Annotated in this window: 16 protein-coding genes, 1 tRNA gene and 1 pseudogene; 6 read left to right on the forward strand and 12 right to left on the reverse strand. The window is 68.5% G+C overall.

The features are described 5' to 3' along the window. Window positions 1-857, reverse strand: a pseudogene (locus tag EON91_RS11080) (F0F1 ATP synthase subunit alpha); the annotation flags it as partial. Between the two features lie 58 nt (window positions 858-915). Continuing rightward, window positions 916-1,470, reverse strand: coding sequence for a F0F1 ATP synthase subunit delta (locus EON91_RS11085; protein ID WP_292094628.1), 555 nt, complete (start codon window positions 1,468-1,470; stop codon window positions 916-918). Window positions 1,471-1,716: 246 nt separating this feature from the next. Between EON91_RS11085 and EON91_RS11090 the strand changes: the two genes are divergently transcribed. Then, complete coding sequence (locus tag EON91_RS11090; protein ID WP_292094642.1) at window positions 1,717-2,724, forward strand: cation diffusion facilitator family transporter; 1,008 nt, start codon at window positions 1,717-1,719, stop codon at window positions 2,722-2,724. 55 nt (window positions 2,725-2,779) lie between these two features. Further along, window positions 2,780-3,607, forward strand: a complete 828-nt coding sequence (locus EON91_RS11095) for a TerC family protein (protein WP_292094649.1) — start codon at window positions 2,780-2,782, stop codon at window positions 3,605-3,607. 134 nt (window positions 3,608-3,741) lie between these two features. On the opposite strand, the gene EON91_RS11100 is transcribed toward EON91_RS11095, so the two are convergent. Continuing rightward, entirely contained in the window at window positions 3,742-5,904 is a 2,163-nt protein-coding gene (locus EON91_RS11100) for a primosomal protein N' (RefSeq protein ID WP_292094653.1), read from the reverse strand. A gap of 30 nt (window positions 5,905-5,934) precedes the next feature. Between EON91_RS11100 and fsa the strand changes: the two genes are divergently transcribed. From fsa to EON91_RS11115, 3 genes are read left to right on the forward strand one after another with little or no spacing between them, the layout of a single operon-like run. Beyond that, a complete protein-coding gene (fsa, locus tag EON91_RS11105; RefSeq protein ID WP_292094656.1) occupies window positions 5,935-6,588 on the forward strand; it encodes a fructose-6-phosphate aldolase in 654 nt (217 codons plus the stop codon). A 24-nt stretch (window positions 6,589-6,612) separates the two neighbouring features. Then, the gene (locus EON91_RS11110; RefSeq protein ID WP_292094658.1) at window positions 6,613-7,314 is read left to right on the forward strand and encodes a DUF484 family protein; all 702 of its coding nucleotides are present in this window, start codon (window positions 6,613-6,615) and stop codon (window positions 7,312-7,314) included. Then, window positions 7,296-8,225 carry a tyrosine recombinase XerC gene (locus EON91_RS11115; protein WP_292094661.1) on the forward strand — a complete coding sequence of 310 codons (930 nt, stop codon included), beginning with the start codon at window positions 7,296-7,298 and terminating at the stop codon, window positions 8,223-8,225. The genes EON91_RS11110 and EON91_RS11115 overlap by 19 nt, the downstream gene beginning before the upstream one ends. Here the strand turns inward: EON91_RS11115 and EON91_RS11120 are convergent. From EON91_RS11120 to EON91_RS11145, 6 genes are all read right to left on the reverse strand, one after another. Continuing rightward, window positions 8,222-9,013, reverse strand: a complete 792-nt coding sequence (locus EON91_RS11120; RefSeq protein ID WP_292094664.1) for an SDR family oxidoreductase — start codon at window positions 9,011-9,013, stop codon at window positions 8,222-8,224. The two genes, EON91_RS11115 and EON91_RS11120, sit on opposite strands and share 4 nt — an antisense overlap. Window positions 9,014-9,108: 95 nt before the next feature. Continuing rightward, window positions 9,109-10,194 (reverse strand): DUF5694 domain-containing protein, encoded by a 1,086-nt coding sequence (locus tag EON91_RS11125; protein WP_292094666.1) that lies wholly within the window; start codon window positions 10,192-10,194, stop codon window positions 9,109-9,111. Window positions 10,195-10,350: 156 nt separating this feature from the next. Beyond that, a complete protein-coding gene (lpdA, locus tag EON91_RS11130; RefSeq protein ID WP_292094671.1) occupies window positions 10,351-11,766 on the reverse strand; it encodes a dihydrolipoyl dehydrogenase in 1,416 nt (471 codons plus the stop codon). Window positions 11,767-11,889: 123 nt separating this feature from the next. Then, the gene (locus EON91_RS11135; RefSeq protein WP_292094673.1) at window positions 11,890-12,381 is read right to left on the reverse strand and encodes a hypothetical protein; all 492 of its coding nucleotides are present in this window, start codon (window positions 12,379-12,381) and stop codon (window positions 11,890-11,892) included. Window positions 12,382-12,452: 71 nt separating this feature from the next. Beyond that, window positions 12,453-14,213 (reverse strand): ATP-binding protein, encoded by a 1,761-nt coding sequence (locus EON91_RS11140; protein ID WP_292094675.1) that lies wholly within the window; start codon window positions 14,211-14,213, stop codon window positions 12,453-12,455. Window positions 14,214-14,395: 182 nt separating this feature from the next. After that, the gene (locus tag EON91_RS11145) at window positions 14,396-17,227 is read right to left on the reverse strand and encodes a TonB-dependent receptor (protein WP_292094676.1); all 2,832 of its coding nucleotides are present in this window, start codon (window positions 17,225-17,227) and stop codon (window positions 14,396-14,398) included. 264 nt (window positions 17,228-17,491) lie between these two features. Here EON91_RS11145 and EON91_RS11150 point away from each other — a divergent pair, with 264 nt between their 5' ends. Continuing rightward, entirely contained in the window at window positions 17,492-18,595 is a 1,104-nt protein-coding gene (locus EON91_RS11150) for a phytase (RefSeq protein ID WP_292094682.1), read from the forward strand. A gap of 13 nt (window positions 18,596-18,608) precedes the next feature. Here EON91_RS11150 and EON91_RS11155 read toward each other — a convergent pair whose 3' ends face one another. The 3 genes from EON91_RS11155 to EON91_RS11165 all read right to left on the reverse strand — a co-directional run bounded on the left by EON91_RS11155 (window position 18,609) and on the right by EON91_RS11165 (window position 20,584). Further along, on the reverse strand, window positions 18,609-19,208 hold the full coding sequence (locus tag EON91_RS11155; RefSeq protein ID WP_292094684.1) for a hypothetical protein: 600 nt from the start codon (window positions 19,206-19,208) through the stop codon (window positions 18,609-18,611). A 302-nt stretch (window positions 19,209-19,510) separates the two neighbouring features. Then, window positions 19,511-19,585: transfer RNA gene (locus tag EON91_RS11160), tRNA-Gly, on the reverse strand. A gap of 216 nt (window positions 19,586-19,801) precedes the next feature. Next, the gene (locus EON91_RS11165; protein WP_292094685.1) at window positions 19,802-20,584 is read right to left on the reverse strand and encodes an SDR family oxidoreductase; all 783 of its coding nucleotides are present in this window, start codon (window positions 20,582-20,584) and stop codon (window positions 19,802-19,804) included. Window positions 20,585-20,586: the final 2 nt, after the last annotated feature.

Below are 20,586 nucleotides of genomic sequence, written 5' to 3' on the forward strand. Positions count from 1 at the left end.
AGCAGGGACATCTGACGATAGGCCACAGCCTGCTTGGACAGGTCGTCATAGACGATCAGGGCGTGCATGCCGTTGTCGCGGAAGAACTCGCCCATGGCGGTGCCGGCGAACGGGGCCAGGAACTGCAGCGGGGCGGGCTCCGACGCCGTGGCGGCGACGACGATGGTGTAATCCAGGGCGCCGCGCTCTTCGAGCGTCTTGACGATCTGGGCCACGGTCGAGCGCTTCTGGCCGATGGCGACGTAGATGCAATACAGCTTGTCGCTCTCGGCGGCGCCTTCGCCGTTGATGCTCTTCTGGTTCAGGATGGTGTCGATGGCGACGGCGGTCTTGCCGATCTGACGGTCACCGATGATCAGTTCGCGCTGGCCACGGCCGACGGGGATCAGGGTGTCGATGGCCTTCAGGCCGGTCTGCATCGGCTCGTGCACCGATTTGCGCGGGATGATGCCCGGCGCCTTGACGTCGACGCGGCGGCGCTCGGTGAACTGGATCGGGCCCTTGCCGTCGATCGGCTCGCCCAGCGGGTTCACGACACGGCCCAGCAGGCCCTTGCCGACCGGCACGTCCACGATTTCGCCCAGACGACGGACCTCGTCGCCCTCGGCGATTTCGGCGTCGGCGCCGAAGATCACCGCGCCGACGTTGTCGCGTTCCAGGTTCAGGGCCATGCCCTTCACGCCGGCCTTGGGGAATTCGACCATTTCACCGGCCTGGACATTGTCCAGACCGTGGATGCGGGCGATGCCGTCACCGACCGACAGCACCTGGCCGACGTCCGAGACATCGGCTTCGACGCCGAAGTTGGCGATCTGCGACTTGAGGATGGCCGAGATTTCGGCGGCGCGGATGTCCATGATGGGCTCTCTGGTTCTCGTCTCGGGTCCGGGCCGAAGCCCGGTCGTATGGGTTGGGTCAGGCCCGCTTGAGGGCGAATTTCATCTGGTCGAGCTTGGTCTTCAGCGAGGCGTCGAACAGCTTCGAGCCGACCTTGACCTTGAGGCCGCCCAGGATCGACGGATCGACGCGGGCGCTCAGTTCGGGATCACGACCCAGCGCCGAACGCAGGGCCGTCTGAATGGATTTCATCTGCGCCGCCGACAGCGCCTGGGCCGAAACCACCTCGGCGGCCACGACACCCGTCTTCTTCGCATACAGCACGGCGAAGCCGGCGATGACCGCCGTCAGGTCGCGAGCGCGGCCGTTCTGGGCCAGCAGACCCAGGAATTTCTTCGTGGTCGGATGGAATTGCGCCTTGTCGGCGATGGCGACCAGACCCTTGCCCTGATCGTCGGCCGCGATGACCGGCGAGGTGACGAGACGGCGCAGGTCCGCGCTCTCGCCCCAGGCGGCCTTCAGCGAGGCCAGGTCAGCGCGCACGGCGTCCAGCGCCTGGGTCTCGTCTGCGAGGTCGAACAGCGCCTGTGCATAGCGCTCGCCGACTTCGGTCGTTCTGAAATCGTCAGCCACTCTATTAAGGTCCGCGATCTGAAGGCGTTTGGGTTAAACCGGCGGCGGTCGCCCGCGCCGATCAAAGGCTTGAGATGCTTGAAGAAAGCACGCTGGGGGCACATCTTTCGATGCGCCCTTCGCTAAAGCCGCGCGGCTGATAGCATGCGACCGCCCCCCTCGCAACCGACGGCGGGGGAACGATAAGGTCGCACCCGCGCTGTTCAGCTTCACCTCCTGCACACGCGCGCACAGGACCCCGGCGCCATGGCCGCCTCCACTTCCCGCAACGTGATCTTCGCGGCCCTGGCCGGCAACACCGCCATCGCCGTGACCAAATTCGCCGCCGCCCTGTTCACCGGCAGCGCCGCCATGATGAGCGAGGCCATCCACTCGGCCGTCGACACGGGCAATCAGGTGCTGCTGCTGATCGGCCTGCGCCGCGCCGCACGGCCCGCCAGCGAGAGCCACGCCTTCGGGCATGGCCTTCAGCTCTATTTCTACACCTTCGTCGTGGCGGTGCTGATCTTCGGTCTGGGCGCGGTCATTTCGATCCTGCACGGGATCGAGCGCATCGGCGCGCCCGAGCCGATCCAGAACCCGTGGGTCAACTATGTGGTGCTGGGCCTGGCCGTCCTGTTCGAAGGCGCCTCGTGGCTGGTGGCGCTGAAGGCGTTCAACCGGGAACGCGGCGGGCGCCCTTTGTTACGGTCGGTGCGCGAGAGCAAGGACCCGACCGTCTTCACCGTCCTGTTCGAGGATACGGCCGCCCTGGCCGGTCTGGTGGTCGCGCTGGCAGGGGTGGTCGCCAGCCATCTGCTGGACCTGCCGATCCTGGACGGCGTCGCCTCGGTCGCGATCGGGATCATCCTGGCCGTCACGGCCGGCTTCCTGTCCTACGAAAGCCAGAGCCTGCTGACCGGCGAATCCGCCGATCCCCAGACGCGGCGCGGCATCGCCGACCTGGCCGTGGCCGAGCCTGGGGTCGACGGCCTGAACGACCTGCGCACCATGCATTTCGGCCCCAACGAGATCCTGGTGGCCCTCAGCCTGGATTTCCGCAACGACCTGTCCAGCGCCGAGGTCGAGGACACCGTCGCCCGGCTGGAGCAGCGCATCCGCGCCGCCTATCCGCAGGCCGGCCGCATCTATGTCGAGGCCCAGAGCTTCGCGAGCCACCGGGCGGTGCGCGAGGCCGTCATGGCCGGCGGCGGTCCCGGCGCCCTGGTGTCCGAGGTGCCGGGTGCGACGCCATCGCCCGTCAAGCCCGCTTGATGCAACCTCACGGTCCCGTTACCGCTTACCGCTGTCATCACATCCTGGAACCCCGATGCTTGAAAGCATAACCCCCCTGTTGAGCGATCCGGCCGCCTGGGCGGCCCTCGTGACCCTCGTGGTCATGGAAGTCGTTCTCGGCATCGACAATCTGATCTTCATCTCGATCCTGTCTAACAAGCTGCCGCCCGAGCATCGCCAGCGCACCCGCCGCATCGGCATCGGTCTGGCCCTGATCATGCGCCTGGGGCTGCTGGCCGCCATCGGCTGGATCGTCGGCCTGACGGCGCCGGTGTTCGACCTGGGCCTTCACGGCGAGAGCTTCGACACGGCCTTCAGCTGGCGCGACCTGATCCTGATCGCCGGCGGCCTGTTCCTGGTCTGGAAGGCGACGAAGGAGATTCACCACACCGTCGACGTCACCCCGACCAACGACATGCTGGAGAAGGACAAGAAGGACGTCGTCATCAACAATGTCGGCACGGCCATCTTCCAGATCATCCTGCTGGATCTGGTCTTCTCGATCGACTCCATTCTGACTGCCGTCGGCATGACCGATCATGTGCCGATCATGATGGTCGCCGTGATCATCGCCGTGGCCGTCATGCTGCTGGCGGCCGACCCTCTGGCCAACTTCATCGACAAGAACCCGACAATCGTCATGCTGGCCCTGGGCTTCCTGCTGATGATCGGCGCGGTGCTGATCGCCGACGGCTTCGGCGTCCACGTGCCCAAGGGTTATATCTACGCCGCCATGGCCTTCTCGGCCCTGGTCGAGGTGCTGAACATGTGGTCGCGTAACGCCCAGATCAAAAAGAACCAGGCCGAAGAGGCCGCCCGGCGCGCCCTGAACAAGGCCGAGACCGCTGAACCCGGCGTCTGATCCTCATGCCAGACTGAACTGATGAAGCGCCTCGGTGAAGACCGGGGCGCTTTTTCTTTGCCGCTGCCGGCCGAGACTACTTTCTCCGCGTTGCGCTCAAGCAGCGAGCCGCCGCGCCGCGAACGTTAGCGCGCTTACAAGAAGCTATACGGGTCCACATCCACGGTCAGGCGCACCGAAGCCGGGACCTTCACCCGCGCCAGCCAGGCCCGCAGGAAGCCCTGCAGATCCACGTCGCGGTCGGCCCGGATCAACAGCCGCTTGCGCCGCCGCCCGCGCACCAGCGCCAGCGGCGCGTCGGCCGGGCCATAGACCTCCAGCCGTTCGGCGTTGGGTACGTTCGCGGCCAGGGCCTGGGCCGTTTTCTCAACTGCCGCCGCGTTCTCGCTGGACAGGATCAGCGCCGCCAGACGGCCATAGGGGGGCAGGGACGCCGCCTGCCGCTCGGCCATCTCGGCCTCGACGAAGGCGTCGCGGTCGCCGGCCGCCAGCGCCTGCAGGACCGGATGCTCGGGCGTCCAGGTCTGCAGCAGCGCCCTACCCGGCCGATCCGCCCGCCCCGCCCGGCCCGTCGCCTGGGTCAACAACTGGAACGTCCGCTCGGCCGCGCGCAGATCGCCTCCCCGCAAGCCCAGATCAGCGTCAACCACCCCGACCAGCGTCAGGCGCGGGAAGTTGTGCCCCTTCGCCGCCGCCTGGGTGGCCACCAGAATATCGATCTCGCCGTCGGCCATCGACTGGATCAAAGCCCGGGCGGACTTGCCGTCCGGCACGGTGTCCGAGCTGAATACGGCGGTGCGCGCCTGCGGGAACAGCTGGCGCACCTCCTCCTCGACCCGTTCGACGCCGGGGCCGACCGAGACCAGCGAATCCTCGGCCCCGCACGACGGGCAGTGCTTGGGCCGCACCATCGAAAAGCCGGTCAGGTGGCACACCAGCCGCCCGGTGTAGCGATGCTCGACCAGCCAGCTGTCGGTGTCCGGCGCCGTCAGCCGGTGCCCGCAGGCCCGGCACAGCACCACCGGCGCATAGCCCCGCCGGTTCAGGAACAGCAGGCTCTGCTCGCCCGCCGCCAGCGTCTCGCCGACGGCGTCCCGCAACGGCTGGGACAGCCAGGTCTGGGGGTCCGGCGGGCTCTCGCGCAGGTCCAGCAGGTCGATGCGTGGCAGTACCGCCGCCCCATGCCGCGCCACAAGCCGCAGCCAGCCGTAGCGTCCCTGATGCGCGTTCCACAGCGTCTCCAGCGACGGCGTGGCCGAGGCCAGAACCACCGTCGCCCCCTCGATCCGCGCCCGCGCCACGGCCAGATCGCGGCCGTGATAGACAAGTCCTTCTTCCTGCTTGAACGAGCCGTCGTGTTCCTCGTCCACCACGATCAGGCGCAGGTTGGCATAGGGCAGGAACAGGGCCGAGCGGGCGCCGACCACGATGTTGCAGCGGCCCGCGACCACCGCCTCCCACACCTGTCGCCGGCGCGGTGGGGCGACGCCCGAATGCCATTCGGCCGGGGCCGCGCCAAAGCGGGTTGTGATCCGCTCGATCAACGCCTGGGTCAGGGCGATTTCCGGCAGCAGGATCAGCACCTGCGCCGCCGGATCGGCCCGCAACGCCCGCGCCGCCGCCTCCAGATAGGCCTCGGTCTTGCCCGACCCCGTCACCCCGTCCAGCAGGAAGGGCGCGAAACCGCCCTTGAGCACCGCGTCCGCGACCGCCGCCGCCGAGGCGGCCTGGTCCGCGTTCAGGGTCGCGGGCGCATGATCGGGGTCCGGCGGATCGAAGGCGGCGACCGCCTCGATCTCGACGACCGCCAGCACGCCCTCGTCGATCAGGCCCTTGATGACGCCCGACGACACCCCGGCCGCCCGCGCCAGATCGGGGCCGGGCATGGACCGCGCGCCCAGCGCCTCCAGCACCGCCGTGCGCGCCGCCGTCGGCCGCGCGGGCGTCCGTCCCTCGACCCGCGCCACCCGCCGTTCGGGGCGGGGCCGCGGCGCGCGCAGGCCCTTCAGGGCGGTGGACGCCATCTCGCCCGGCGCGCTCAACGTCCAGCGCGCGGCCCATTCGACGAAGGCGACGGTGTTCTCAGGCAGGCGCGGATCGGCCAGCACGCTGTCGATCGCCTTCAGCCGCCGGTTCGATCCGGTCGTCTCGAAGGTTTCCGCGACGACGCCCCGAATCAGGCGCGGCCCCAGCGGCACGGCCACCTGATCACCGCGCACTACGGCCAGCGCCTCCGGAACCTCATAATCGAAGGCTTCGGCCACAGGCAGGGGAATGAGGACCGAGGCGACTTTCACCGCGCGCCCTCCCGGAGTAGAAGCCGGGTCATGAAACTCTTTCTCGACACCGCCGACACCGCCGTCATCAAGGACCTGCTGCCCACCGGGATGGTGGACGGCGTCACCACCAATCCGTCGCTGATCGCCAAGTCGGGTCGGAACATCGCCGAGGTCATCGCCGAGATTTGCGCCCTCGTCGAGGGGCCGATTTCCGCCGAGGCCGTGGCGACCGACTTCGAAACCATGGTCAAGGAAGGCGACAAGCTGGCCGCCATCGCTCCGAACGTGGTCGTCAAACTGCCCCTGACCTGGGACGGGCTGCGCGCCGCGCGCGCCTTTGCCGATAAGGGAATCAAGACCAACGTCACCCTGTGCTTCTCGGCCGCCCAGGCCATGCTGGCGGCCAAGGCCGGCGCCACCTTCATCTCGCCCTTCGTCGGTCGCCTGGAAGACGTCGGCGCCGACGGCGTGGGCCTGCTGGAGGAAATCCGCGCCCTGTACGACATCCACGGCTTCGACACCGAAATCCTGGCCGCGTCCCTGCGCAATCCCGACCATGTCTCGGCCGCGGCCCTGGCCGGCGCCGATGCGGCGACCCTGCCGGCCGACACCTTCAAGGCGCTGGTCAAGCACCCGTTAACCGACAAGGGTCTTGATGCCTTCCTGGCGGACTGGGGCAAGACCGGTCAGTCGATCCTGTAACGTCGACCCTTTGGAGAGGTCCGCTTGAGTCAGTCGCTGGACCTTTCCGAAGCCGCCCCGGCCGAACTGCATTGGCCCGAGGTGCGACTGTGGCTGCAGGCCCATCCCGAACTGCTGACCGGTGACCGGTCGCTGCTGGGCGAGCTGGGCCTGACCGGCGCCGGGCCGAATGTCGTCGACTTCGGCAAGGCCGCCCTGACCCGGCTGGAGGCCGCCGCCGAGCGCGAGGCCACGACGCGCAAGCAGATCGAAGCCGTCGCCCGCGCCAATTTCGCCGCCCAGACCCAGACGCACGTCGCGGCGCTGGACCTGATGGAGGCGCGCAACCATTCCGACCTGTCGCGCCGCCTGGACGCCCTGGCCCAGGCCCGCTTCGGCCTGGCCGGCGCCGCCCTGGCGATCGAAAAGCCCGGCGGCGTCCCCTTCGGCTGGAAGGGGCTGGAGCCCGGCGGCGTCGATCGCTGGCTGGGTCAGCACGGCCTGTCGTGGCTGGGCCAGAATTTCGACGGGCTGGATCTGTTCGGCGCGGCCGAGGATCAGGTGAAATCCGTGGCCCTGATTCGCATGGCGCCGCATCCGGGCGCCGACGGCGAGGTCCGTCACGCCCTGTGCGCCTTCGGCTCGCCCGAGGTTGACGGCTTCACTCCCAACATGGGCTGCGAACTGGTGGCCTTCCTGGCTCGGGTCGTCGAGCGCACGGCCGAGCGATGGCCCATTCTGAACTGACGACTGATCAGGCCCTCGCCGCCTGGCTGGAGCATCTGGCGCACGAACGTCGCCTGTCGCCCCGGACGCTGGAGGCCTATGGCCATATCGGCCGCCTGTATCTGACCTTCCTGCAGACCCATCGCGGCGAGCCGCAGACGGCAGCCGATCTGGGAACCGTCACCGCCGCCGAAGTCCGCGCCCACCTGGCCGAGCGGCGCGGCGGCGACCGGCCGCTGAACGCCCGCTCCCTGTCGCAGACCCTGTCGGCCATCCGCTCGTTCCACGGCTTCGTCGATCAGCGTCTCGGCGTCGCCGCGCCGCAATTAGCGCTGGTGCGCGGACCGCGCATCAAGCCCTCCCTGCCCCGCCCGGTGACCGAGGATCAGGCGCGCGGCCTGCTGCATGAGCCCCAGGCCGACCCCGACCTGGAGCCGTGGGAGGCGGCCCGCGACCGCGCCGTCCTGACCCTGCTCTACGGCTGCGGCCTGCGGATTTCCGAGGGGCTGTCGCTGAAACGCGCCGACGCCCCCCTGCCCGAGACGCTGCGCATCACCGGCAAGGGCGGCAAGACGCGGATCGTCCCCGTCCTGCCGCAGGTGCGCGAGGCGATCGAGGCCTATCTGGCGGTCCAGCCCTTTGTGCTGACGGCGGACGACGCCCTGTTTCGCGCCCGGCGCGGCGGGCCGCTGAGCCCGCGCCACGTCCAGGCGACGGTGCAGCGGCTGCGCGGACGCCTGGGCCTGCCCGCCTCGACCACGCCGCACGCCCTGCGGCACAGTTTCGCGACCCATCTGCTGGGCGCCGGCGCCGACCTGCGCTCGATCCAGGAACTGCTGGGCCACGCCAGTCTGTCCACGACCCAGAAATACACCGCCGTCGACGCCGCCCACCTGCTGGCCGCCTACGCCGACGCCCACCCCAAGGGCTAGATCGCCCGCACCGCCCCGCCATCCACCCGGATCAGTGAGCCCGTGACATAGGCCGCCAACGGACTGGCCAGAAAGGCGGCCACGGCGCCGAACTCTTCCGGCGCGCCGATGCGGCCGGCGGGAATATCTTTCACCGACTCGGCCCGGGCCTCTTGCGGCGTCTGGCCGCGTGCGGCGGCGCGGGCGGCGTCCAGCCGTTCGATGCGCGGCGTGTCGATCCGGCCGGGCAACAGGGTGTTGACCGTCACCCCGTTGGCGGCAACCTCGCCCGCCAGCGTCTTGGCCCAGGCGGCGACCGAAGCGCGCAGGGTGTTGGACACGCCCAGGCTGGCCGACGGCTCGATCACAGTGATGGAGGCGACATTGATGATCCGCCCCCAGCCCATGGCCCGCATCCCCGGCAGCACCCGGTCCGTCAGCCGAAACACCGACAGCACCATAGCCTCGAACTGTTCGCGCCACAGGTCGGGATCCAGCCCGACCACGCCCGACGGCGGCGGGCCGCCCGTGTTGTTCAACAGGATCTGGATCGGCCCGCCCAACGCCTCTTCCGCCCCATTCACCGCCTTCAGCAGCGCCGCGTGATCGGCCAGATCGGCTGGCGCGATCACCACCCGGCCCGACCCCATGGCGTTCAACTCATCCGCCACGGCCCGCAGCTTCGCCGCGTCCCGCGACAGCAGGGCGACATCCGCCCCCTCGGCCACCAGCGCCGTCGCTACGGCCCGCCCCAGACCGCTGGAGCCGCCGCAGATCAGGGCGCGCTTACCGGTGAGTTGCAGGTCCATGTCGGTATCTGATGCCGTGAGGAGGTTCGGTGAGGACATGGTCGCGCGCTGTCGGGATCGCTAGCCCCCGACCGCGAGACGTTCTGCGTCGGGGCCTAGCGCAGCACCACGTCCGAACTGACCAGCCGCACGTCATGCATCTGGTTCAGATAGGCCTCGTAGTAGCCCTTGTGCGAGGCGCCGACGATGGTCAGCATCCGCGTGCCCGGATAGCGGCCCAGCACGTCGCGGATGTTGGCGACCATGCGCAGGTTGCGGGTCTCCCAATAGCCGAGGTAGCGCCGCCCGAACGCTTCCGGCGAAGGCTCGACATGCGTCGCGCCGAAGTCGGAGCGATAGGCGGCTATCGCCTCGGCAGGATGATTGTAGGCGCGATAGACCTCCAGCAATCCGTCCGGTTGATCCAACCTGGCGAACAACGCTGCCGCCGCCTCCTTGCGTGCTCTCGAATGGGGGTTGTTCCAGGCCCCCATGATGGCCGCGCCGTAGGCCTGCTCCTCTTCAGACGAGATGTCGGAGGAGGCAGTATGGTCATCCACCGCCCACAGCCGTTCCAGCCCCAGACGCGCCGCCAGGGCGGCTGCGACCAGTTCGGTCTCGTTGCGTTGGACCATGCGACGGTTCAAGCCTTCGACCAGTTCCTCGGTCAGACCGTCCTGCGCCAGACGCTCGGCTTCGGGCAGACGCAGCCACTGCACCACGGCCGAGGGCCGCTCGCCAGCGGCAAGGAAGAGCAGAGCCAGACGACGGCGTTCGGCCGCCGACGGCGCCTCCGGCCACGCCGCCAACAGGCGTTCGACCTCGACGTTGGCGGCGGGCACGTCCAGCCCGGCGGCCTCGCCCGCCGCAGCGGGATCGTAGCAATAGCTCTTGATCGTCGAAGCGTAGCGGGTCGGTTGGCGCCGCATACCGTCGCATTGCAGGCCCGACAGGTTTTCGACCGAGATGGCGGTCGGCCGCCAGGTCTCCAGCCGGCCCAGCAGCGGCTGGACATGCTCAGGCTCGAAGGCCGACGGCAGGGCGGAAAGGTGCGGCGAGCCGAGCACCAGCACCTCGTTGAGGGCGCCGGCCGGAGGCCCCTTCAATCGATCGGGATGAAAGGCGGGCTGATAATCCTGCGCCGCTGCCGCCGACCCCATGACGGCGCCCATAACCGCCGTAATCCATAGTCTTCGTCGCATCCTGCCCCTCAACGTCTCACGCGTCCCTCGCTGGAACAGCGGGAGGCTGAGGCTCCGCCCCCACCGCATCAAGTTAAGTTTCGGCAATCCCGGAAACGAAAACGGCGCGCCCCCTTGCGGAGCGCGCCGATGCGGTCGGGCTGAGGGGCCCGGAGCCTACGCCTGCATGGTCCAGCCTTCGACGCCCATGGCCGCCTGGCGTACGGCTTCGGAGCGGGTCGGGTGGGGGTGGCAGGTGCGGGCGATGTCTTCCGACGCGCCGCCGAAGGCCATGGTCATGCAGGCCTCGCCGATCAGCTCGCCGGCCTGGGGACCATAGATGTGGACGCCCAGCACCTTGTCGGTCGCGGCGTCGGCCAGCACCTTCACGAAGCCCTCGGTCTCGTGGTTGATCTTGGCGCGGCTGTTGGCGGCAAAGGGGAATTTGCCCTTCTTGAAGGCGACGCCCGCGGCCTTCAGCTGCTCCTCGGTCTTGCCGACCCAGGCGACTTCCGGCCCGGTGTAGATGACCGAGGGGACCAGGTCGTAATCGACGTGACCCGGCTTGCCCGCGATCAGTTCGATCACCGCCACGGCGTCCTCTTCCGCCTTGTGCGCCAACATCGGGCCATAGGTCACGTCGCCGATGACCCAGACGCCCGGCGCCGTGGTCTTGAAGTGGTCGTTGGGGATGACGCCGCGCTTGTCGGTCTCGATCCCGACCGTCTCCAGGCCCAGACCGGCGGTGTAGGGACGGCGGCCGATGGCCACCAGCACCACGTCACCCTTGAGCGTCTCGGCGGCGCCGCCGGCGGCGGGTTCAAGGGTCAGCTCGACGCCGTCCTTGCCCGGCTTGGCGCCCGTGACCTTGGTCCCCATACGGAAGGTCATGCCCTGTTTGGTCAGGCCGCGCTGGAAGGCGGTGGCGACCTCGGCGTCCATGCCGGCGCCGACCTTGTCCAGGAATTCGACCACCGTCACCTGGGCGCCCAGACGGCGCCAGACGGAGCCCAGCTCCAGCCCGATCACGCCCGCGCCGATGACGATCAGGTGCTTGGGCACCCTGGGCAGGAACAGGGCGCCGGTGCTGTCGATCACCTTGCCGTCCTCGAAGGCGACGCCCGGCAGGGGGGTGGGCTCAGAGCCCGTGGCGATAATGATGTTCCTGGCGTCATAGGTCGTCTTCGACCCGTCGGCGCCCTCAACCTCGACCTTGTTCGGTCCCGCGATACGGCCCTTGCCCTTCAGCCAGTCGACCTTGTTCTTCTTCATCAGGAACTCGATGCCCTTGGTCAGGGCGCCGACGCTCTCGTCCTTGGCCTTGTGCATCTGCTCAAGGTTCAGCTTCGGCTTCACCTCGATGCCGATGCCGGCGAATTCGGTATTGGCGGCCTCATACAGCTCCGAGGCGTGCAGCAGGGCCTTGGACGGCATGCAGCCGACATTCAGGCAGGTGCCGCCCAGCGTCCCGCGCATCTCGATCACGGCGGCCTTCAGGCCCAGCTGACCGGCGCGAATGGCGGCGTTGTACCCGCCCGGGCCGCCGCCGATGATCACGACATCATAGGAAGAGGCGGGGGCGGCGTCGGCCATCGGTAGAACCTTGGTGAGCAGGCGCCCGGCGGGCGCGGGGGAGGATCGCGGCCGGACACTAGCGCGCGTCCGGCCCCGGTCAACCGTGCGGCCGACCAGTCTCCACTATATAGGCGGCGGCCTTCAGGCGGCCAATTGCCCCGGCACGCGGGTCCGCCGACGGCGCCGCAGCGTCAGCACCACCAGCAGGCCCACCAAGAACAGCGCGCCCAGCGCCAGCCACACCGGATCGGGCCCAGCCGTGAACGGCGCAGCCTCCGCGCCAAAGGTGGTGATGTCCGCCGAGCGCGCCGCGTCGTCGCCGCCGCCACCTGCCAGCGCCAGCTTGACCGCAGCATCGGCCAGGAAGCCCAGGAAATAGGCGATCGCCGCCTTGGGGTTGCCCGCGCCCAGCATCAGGGCCGAGATGAAATACAGGGCCACAGCCCCGATCCACAGCGCCGCGCCGGGCAGGCCGGGACCGTCGAACGCCAGATCGGCCCCGCCCCGCATCGAGGCCATTTCGGGCGAGGCGCCGCCAATCAGCGGCTCAAGGAAGGGCGACACCAGCGGCCAAGCCAGCCAGCCGGCATAGGCGAGGATGGCCAGCACCAGGATTCCACGCAGCAGCTTCATGACGCCTCTCCCATTTTGGGACAGGCTACACGCGATCGACGAACGTCGATAGACGTTCGCCCGACGCGGGATCAGGCCGCCTCGGGCAACAGGATCGACACCTCGGCGCCCTCGGCCGGGCCGCTGTCGATCGACAGACGCCCGCCTGCCTGCCGCGCAAAGGCATAGGCTTGCGACAGGCCCAGGCCCGCCGCGCTGGGCTTGGTGGTGAAGAAAGGTTCGATGGCGCGCGCCACCAGTTCGCGATCCATGCCCGGCCCGTTGTCGCGCACCGACAGGCGCAGCCCGCCCTCGGCGAGGCGATCCAGCCGCACGGCGACCGAGCCGCCGGGGCCCACCGCCTCGAAGGCGTTGGCGACCAAGGCCCGCACGGCCCCGTCAAAGGCGACGGGGTCGATCCGCGCCGGACAGGGCTGATGCGGCGCCTCGACCATCAGGTCCAGACCGGCGGGCAGGTCGGCGCGCAGCCGCGTCTCCAGCCCGCGCAGCAGCACGGACAGGTCCATCACCTGCAGACCCGAACCGTCCTCGCCCTGGGCGAAGGCGGTCAGGCGCCGGGTCAGCACCTCGCCCCGCTGGCCCGCAGCCAGGGCGGCCTGGCCCAGACGGCGAACGCGCGAGGGGTCCTCGGCCTGTTTCAGCATCATGTCCAGCGCGCTGGTCATCACCCCCAGCAGGGCGTTGAAATCGTGCGCCACGCCGCCGGTCAGGCGGCCGACGTTCTCCAACCGACGCGACGCCTCGATCTCGGCGCGGGCCTCAGCCTCGATCCGGGCGGCCAGCTGGCGCGCGGCCTCGGCCTCGGCGCGGGCAGTCAGGGCCTGATGCTGCGCTTCCTGCACCAGGGCGTCGATGGTCAGGATCTCGGTCACCGTCGAAGCGGCCGAAATCGCAGCCTCGGCCTCATGCCGTTCGCCCGCCAGCAGCAGGGCGTCGGGCACGCCGTCCGGTCCGGCCAGCGGCAGCAGGCTCCAGCGCACCGCGCCTTCGGGGCCGAAGGCGGCGATCAGGGGCGCGGCTTCGCCCGCGGGGGCGTTCAAAGCGGCGCGCAGGGCCTGACGCGCTTCGGCGCGCTCGGCTTCCGGCACGAACAGGTCGGCGAAGTCGGCGTCCACGGGCGCGGTCTCTGCGCCCAGCAGGATCAGGGTGGTGCGATTGGCCTCGCGCACCCGGCCCCCGGCGTCGACGACGATCAGGGCGCTGGACGCGGCCTCGAACACCCGGCGGGTCAGACCATCGGTTGCGACGACAGGTTCGGGCGCAGCCTCAAAGGTCGGCTGCAGCGCCTCGGGCGTGGTCAGGCCCTCGATCTCAACGATGGCGGCGGTCGAGCCGGTGATCTCGCCCAGATCGTTCTCGATCGGCATGGCGGTGACCGAAACCAGCATCTTGCGGCGGGTCGCCGGGTTGGCCATCAGGTGCTGGAATCCCTTCACCGTCTGGCCCCGCAGGGCTCGGGCGCTGGGCAGCAGATCCGGCGGAATGGCGCGCCCGTCGGGATAGGTCACCCCCCAGGTCGCCGAATGGAAACGCAGGCCGATCAGCTCGGCGTCGCGACGGCCCAGCAACTGGTGCGCGGCGCGATTGGCGAAGACGAATTTCCCGTTCTTGTCGGTTTCGACCAGCGCCACCGGAATGGCGTTCAGCGTCTGGAACAGCCGCTTGTCCGCAGCCGAGGCCACCTTTTGCACCAGATCCAGCTGGTCGCTGGCGCTGACGCGCTGAACGCGACCGGTGATCGCGAACCACAGGGCGATCAGGGCGATCACGACGCTGACCGCCGCGATCACGCCCAGAACCAGCACCCAGTTCACTTCGCCTTCCAGAAACATCTCGGACCTGTCCCGCTTTGGCGCCGTCGCCACTCGTCACGGGACAGTTTGCAAGAGGCGAGCCTGACGGGCGCCGCTTCGCGCCTCAGGCGAAGAAAAGGGGCCGGACGATATCGCCCGGCCCCCGGTGTCTCCTGGTGCGCCATACTCGCGACGCGGTCGCTCGCGGCTTGCGCGCGGCCTTACATCTTGAAGCGCAGGCCGAAGAAGACGTTGTAACCGAACTTCTCGTACTCATAAGTCCGCTCGCGCGAGCCGTAGTAGCGGGTGCCGGCCGAGTTGGTCAGGTTCTTGGCCTCGGTGAAGGCCTCGATCCCGTTGCCGAAATCGTAGCTGGCGGTGAAGTCCAGCTGCTCGCGCCCTTCGACATACAGGTCGAAGTCCGCGTCGTCGGCGTTGATCTCTTCCAGATAGTCGCTGCGCTTGGTGTACGACAGGCGGGCGCTGAGGCCGGCGTTCTCGTAGAAGACGGCGACGTTGTAGTTGGTGTCCGACTGACCCGGCAGGGCGAAGGTGCTGCGCCCCCCATAGGCCTGGGCCGTCTCGATCTCGGCTTCTGTCAGGGTGTAGTTGGCGAACACGCCGAAGTTCGAGGCCCAGCCCGGCAGGAAGGTGAACTTCTGCTGCCAGTTCAGCTCCAGACCCGCGATGTGGCCGTCCGGAGCGTTGATCGGGGTTTCAAACTCGGCGTCGAACACGTCGGCGCCGATGGTCACCTCGTCCTCGTACTTCAGGACATAGCGGTAGTCGCTCAGATCCTTGTAGAAGACGTTGGCCGAGATCACGCCCAGCGAGGCGAAGTAGTATTCCAGGCCCGCGTCAATGTTGTTGGACAGGGTCGGCTGCAGGTCCGGATTGCCGATCTCGTACGAGACCTCGTTGGCGGTGTTGTCCGATTCCTCGACCCGGCGCGGAACGATCTGGCTGAACTCCGGGCGCGAGATCGAGCGCGTCAGGGCGAAGCGACCGATCAGATTGTCCGAGAAGCTGTGGCGAACCGTCAGGTTGGGGAAGAACTCCGTGTCGTCACGGCTGACCGTCGCGGTCGCGTAAACCTCGTCCTCGTTCTCGTCGATCGCATAGGTCGGGGCCGAGCCGTCAAACCGGGTCTGTTCGACGCGCAGGCCGACGACGACGTTGGTCGCACCGATATCAAAGCGGGCTTGACCATAGGCGGCCAGCACATCTTCCTGGGCCTGATAGTCGGCCACGACCGAGTCCGGCATGCGGCGGCTCGAGGTGGCGCGGAAGCGGCTGAAATAGTCGTCGACCATGCCGTTGTTAAACTTGTAGCCCAGCAGATAGTCGTAGTTCTTCGACTCCTCGTCCGTCAGCAGGTCGGCGAAGGATTCGGCCGGGGCGTTGGCGCCGCCGCGGCCACGCAGGCGCTCTTCGTCCGCCGTCACGTCGCGGGTGCGGTATTTGCCGCCGAACTTCCACGTCACGTCGCGGCCGCCGAAGGTGGTGGGCAGTTCCAGATTGGTCTGGAAGGTGACCTCTTCCTGATCGGTCGTGTTTGAGCGGAAGACGTTCTCGCGGAACGCATAGCCTGATGCGTCCAGGTGTTCGCCGGTGGCGAAGACCGAATAGAACGGCTGATAGTGGTCGCCGCTGAAGTCGTAGCTGACCTCAGCCAGTTCGGTCTGGAACAGCAGTTCGTTGCGGTTCGGATAGGTCTGGCTGCTGTCAGCCATCGACAGGGTGGCGTCCAGCACCGCGCCGTTGGCGAAGATGCGTTCGCCGCCAACGGCCAGGGTCAGGATCTCGTTGACCTGGGTCCGGTGGCGCAACTGACGGCCCACGGTCACGTCCTCAAAGGTCGCCGACCGGTCGGTGGCGCCGTTCTGGAGCGACCCCTCGTCAAAGGTCATCAGCAGCTGGTTGCGGTACTCGTCGTCCTTGAACTCGGCGTACGAGCCGCGGACCCAGGCGCGCAGATTGTTCGACGGACGGAACTCCAGGGCGCCGGTCACGGCCTGGCGAGTGCGCTCGGTGTCATAGTCCTTGAACAGCGCTTCCTCGAGGGCGAACACCTCGTCGCCGTCCGGAGTCTCCATCTTGGTCCAGCCGGCCTCGATGTTCTCGGGGCGACGGTTGGTCCGGGAATAGCTGACCGACAACAGGCCGCCGACGGTCTCGTTCGGGCCGAACACGTTCGAGACGGTGGCGCCGGCGCGGATATCCTCGCCGCCGTAGTCGTTATAGCTGCCGCCGCCGTAGCCGCTGGTCGCCAGACGGCGATCATCGAAGGCCGAGCGGGTGGTGATGTTCACGGCGCCGGCGATCGAGTCAGCGTCCTGGCCGGGCAGCAGGGTCTTGGATATCTCGACCGTCGAGACGATGTCCGACGGCAGGGTGTCCAGATCCACCGCGCGCGTGCCCGGATCGACGGCCGGCACGGTCACGCCGTCCACCGACACGGCGGTGAAGGCCGACGGCGCGCCGCGCACGTTGATGTAGCGGCCCTCGCCCTGATCGCGCTGGATGGCGATGCCGGCCACGCGCTGCAGCGACTCGGCCACGTTCGGGTCGGGGTAGCGGCCGATGGCGTCGGCCGACAGGACGTTGATCGTGCCGTCGGCGTTCTTCTGCTGGTTCAGCGAACGGGCGACGCCTTCGGTGATCACGCCGGTGACGATGACGTCATCGACCGTCGTGGTCGCCCCGGAGCCAAGGATGACGGTGACCGAGGTCAGGAGGCCCGGCGCGACCGAAACCGACTGGCTGGCGCTCGGCAGGCCGATATAGCGGACGTCCAGCATCACGTCGCCGGACACGCCCGGCAAGCTGAACTCGCCCTGGGTGTTCGACACCGCGCGGCGGCCGGTGCCGCGCACGATGATCTCGGCGCCCGGCAGCGGCGCGCCATTGGCGCCCACAACGCGGCCGATCAGGCTGTCGCCCGCCGGCGCAACGATGGCGGCCGGCGCGGTTTCGGCGCGCACGTTGGCGTGGGCGGCCATGGCGAAGGTGAGCGGCGCAACGGCGGCGCCCAGAAGAAGGCCCAGTTTCATTTCAGTCATCCCCGACGGCCGCTGGACGATGGTCCGCAGCTCTCGGGAAACGGCTGCTACCGGCGCCGCGCGACGCGACCGCGACGCTTTGACGAAGAGCGTTTGCAGGATTTGGGACTGATACGAGACGATTGATCCCGACCCTGACGATCCGTCATTCCGGCGTCCGAAATCGATCAAGGAACCGTCGTTGACCTTATGCCGGGGCCGTGGTCTCGCGCCGGCCAGACACTATTCCCGGCGACAGCCGATGGGGGCCCTCCAATGATCCGCACGCGTATGAAATCCATGGCGGGCGCCGCCCTTGTCGCGCTGTCGCTGGCGGCCTGCGCCACGGCCGAGGTCGAGATTCCGCAGGGCGTCCTGGCCCTGGGCGATCCGGCCAAACCGGTGGTCGCCGCGGTCGAGACGGTGGTGACCACCGACCCCACGGTCGACGCCGACGATCCCGCCTTCTGGGCCGATCCCCGCGATCCCTCGCGCGCCGTGCTGTTCGGCACCGACAAGTCCGACGGCCTGTATGTCCACGCCCTGGACGGGACGGTGCGTCAGTTCTTTCCCGATGGGCCGATGAACAATGTCGACGTGCGCGACGGCTTCGTCCTGGACGGCAAGCCGATGGTGCTGGTCGCTGCCGCCGAGCGGGACCGGTTCGGCGTCATGACCTGGCTGATGGACCCCGACACCCTGGATATCCGTCGCTGGGGCTTCATCCCGACCGACATGGGCGAGCCCTATGGCTTCTGCATGGGTCGCCGCGGCGACGCCTTCTATGTCGTGCCGAACAACAAGAACGGCGACATCCACCAGATCCGCGTCACCGTCGGCTCAAACGGCCCGGTCGGCGTGGTCGAGCGCCGGCTGAAACTGGGCACCCAGACGGAAGGCTGCGTTGTCGATGACGCCGCCGACCAGCTGTATGTCGGGGAAGAGGACGTCGGCGTCTGGCGCTTCGACTTCGATCCGGCCGCCGCCGCGACCCCGACCCAGGTTTACGCCGTCGACGGCGTCCGCCTGACCGACGACACCGAGGGCATGAGCATCATGCGCGACGGGGCGGGCAAATATCTGATCGTCTCCAGCCAGGGCGACAGCACCTATCCGGTGTGGCGCATCGTCGGCCAGGGCGCGGCCACGACCTACGACTATGTCGGCCGCTTCGCCATCGTGGACGGCAAGGCGACCAGCGGCGCCGACATCGACGGCGTCACCCACACCGACGGCCTGGACGCCTGGAGCGGCCCGATCGGCCCGTGGCCGCAAGGCGCCATCGCCTTCCACGACGACACCGACACCCCCAACCCCGGCCAGCAGAATTACAAGATCGTCGACTGGCGCGAGGTGAAGCGGGCGCTGGGCCTGCAATAGGTCGTCGGACGGCCTAGGCCTTGGGGATCCGGTTGATCAGGCTGATGTCCTCGCGCGTCACGCCGCGTCTCTCGGTGATGCTGTAAAGCGCGTTTTGCACCGCCGACACGTGTTCGATATCCGAGACCTTCCTGCCTTCCAGCAGGCGCAGGACCTCCTGCAGCGCGCGATCGGTGGTCACCCCCGCGATGGCGTAGGTGATGTAGGGGTTCGAGGGGTCGCGCTCCTCGTTCAGGCAATAAAGGTAGAGCGGCACGATGTGGGCGCAGGGGTCGTCCGCCTTGTCCTGACGGCTGGTGGCCTGCTGCGCGTCTTCTTCCGGGCGACGACATCCACCGCCGCCGCGCACGGTCGGCGGCAAGGTCAGCAAAGTGCGCTCGATCAACAGCCCGTTTTGTGCGCGTCCTTCGGAGGTTGCAACGACGACCAAGCCCGCCGGGAACTCAATCTGAACCGGACCGCCGGTCAGATTCTCCAGCGGCACGCAGATGCGGACATAGACGCCCGATCCGTGGCCCTCTGCGTCCGTATTCTCGCACAGGCCGGAGACTTCATCGGCGCCACGGATTGTTCCGGCCAGACGGACACCCTCGGGGAGGGTGAAGGACGTCACCTCAGGTGCGCCGGGATCCTCACCCAGCCCTGGCCGGACAAGGTTCTGGGTCGTCTGGGCCGCCGCCTTGACCGCCCCGGCCGGATTATCGCAAGCCGACAGGATCACAGTCAGCGCAAGCGCCAGACCTGTCGCCGAAATCAGGGTTCTCACAGCCGCCGCCTCTTTCAATCATCGGATTGCGGCGAAGGGTGTTTCGGGCGCGGCTGTGAAGGCAATCGTGTGCGACGAAGATGCGGCGGAGGGCGGAAAGCGAAACGGGGCCCGACCTTGCGGCCGGACCCCGTTTTCTGCGCTTCGACTGGAGCGGGCGAGGCGATTCGAACGCCCGACCCTCACCTTGGCAAGGTGATGCTCTACCCCTGAGCTACGCCCGCACTCCGTGGAGCGACTTGCCGCCGCCCCGTGTCGAGGAGGGGGCGTATAGCGGATGCTTCCGCCGCCCCGCAAGTGTCTTTTTTGGGCCTACCGCGCTTTGCGCTACTTGAGGCCCGATTCCACGCTCAAGTCGTGCACGAGCGTCCCGCGAGCATGGCTCCCAAAACGCGCTCAAGCAGCGAGCGACCGCGTCGCGAGCGTAGCGCCCCCACGCGTCAGCGTGGCGCCAGCCTGATAGCCCCATCCAGGCGGATGCACTCGCCGTTGATATAGACGTTCTCGGCCAGATGAAGGGCCAGCGACGCATAGTCGGCGGGCGTGCCCAGACGGCTGGGGAAGGGGATGGCGGCGGCCAGGGCGTCCTGAATCTTCTGATCCATGCCCGCCATCATCGGCGTCCACATGATGCCGGGCAGGATGGTGTTCACCCGCACCCCGTCCTGGGCCAGATCACGCGCGACCGGCAGGGTCATGGCGTAAACGCCGCCCTTGGACGCCGAATAGGCCGCCTGGCCGATCTGGCCGTCCTGGGCCGCGACGCTGGCGGTGTTGACGATCAGACCGCGCTCGCCGTCGGCCATCGGCTCGGCCTGGACCATGCCCAGCGCCGATTGCGACAGCACGCGGAAGGTGCCGAACAGGTTGATGCGCACGGTGCGCTCGAAGCTGGCCATGTCGTGCGCGCGGATTTCGCCGGTGTCGCGCTTGCGGCTGACGGTCTTCTGGCCCGTGGCGATACCGGCGCAGTTGACGGTCAGACGTTCCTGCCCGTGGGCGGCGCGCGCCTTGGCGAAGCCGGCGGCCACATCCTCGTCCGAGGTCACGTCCACCTTGCAGAAGACGCCGCCGATTTCCCGGGCGATCTCCTCGCCGCGCTCCTCGTTCAGGTCGAACAGGGCGACCCTCACGCCCCGGGCCGCCAGCGCGCGCGCCGTGCCCTCGCCCAGGCCCGAAGCCCCGCCCGTCACCACCGCCGCGATCGAACCGTCGAGTTTCATGG

Source organism: Brevundimonas sp. (assembly GCF_004210735.1).
GTDB lineage: Bacteria > Pseudomonadota > Alphaproteobacteria > Caulobacterales > Caulobacteraceae > Brevundimonas.

Bases quoted from the DNA above. Each gene is read 5' to 3' on its own strand.
- EON91_RS11090 (WP_292094642.1), top strand. From the start codon at position 1,717: ATGGCCGCCTCCACTTCCCGCAACGTGATCTTCGCGGCCCTGGCCGGC.
- EON91_RS11120 (WP_292094664.1), bottom strand. From the start codon at position 9,013: ATGGACCTGCAACTCACCGGTAAGCGCGCCCTGATCTGCGGCGGCTCC.
- EON91_RS11135 (WP_292094673.1), bottom strand. From the start codon at position 12,381: ATGAAGCTGCTGCGTGGAATCCTGGTGCTGGCCATCCTCGCCTATGCC.
- EON91_RS11115 (WP_292094661.1), top strand. From the start codon at position 7,296: ATGGCCCATTCTGAACTGACGACTGATCAGGCCCTCGCCGCCTGGCTG.
- lpdA (WP_292094671.1), bottom strand. From the start codon at position 11,766: ATGGCCGACGCCGCCCCCGCCTCTTCCTATGATGTCGTGATCATCGGC.
- EON91_RS11140 (WP_292094675.1), bottom strand. From the start codon at position 14,213: ATGTTTCTGGAAGGCGAAGTGAACTGGGTGCTGGTTCTGGGCGTGATC.
- EON91_RS11095 (WP_292094649.1), top strand. From the start codon at position 2,780: ATGCTTGAAAGCATAACCCCCCTGTTGAGCGATCCGGCCGCCTGGGCG.
- EON91_RS11165 (WP_292094685.1), bottom strand. From the start codon at position 20,584: ATGAAACTCGACGGTTCGATCGCGGCGGTGGTGACGGGCGGGGCTTCG.
- fsa (WP_292094656.1), top strand. From the start codon at position 5,935: ATGAAACTCTTTCTCGACACCGCCGACACCGCCGTCATCAAGGACCTG.
- EON91_RS11145 (WP_292094676.1), bottom strand. From the start codon at position 17,227: ATGAAACTGGGCCTTCTTCTGGGCGCCGCCGTTGCGCCGCTCACCTTC.
- EON91_RS11150 (WP_292094682.1), top strand. From the start codon at position 17,492: ATGATCCGCACGCGTATGAAATCCATGGCGGGCGCCGCCCTTGTCGCG.
- EON91_RS11125 (WP_292094666.1), bottom strand. From the start codon at position 10,194: ATGCGACGAAGACTATGGATTACGGCGGTTATGGGCGCCGTCATGGGG.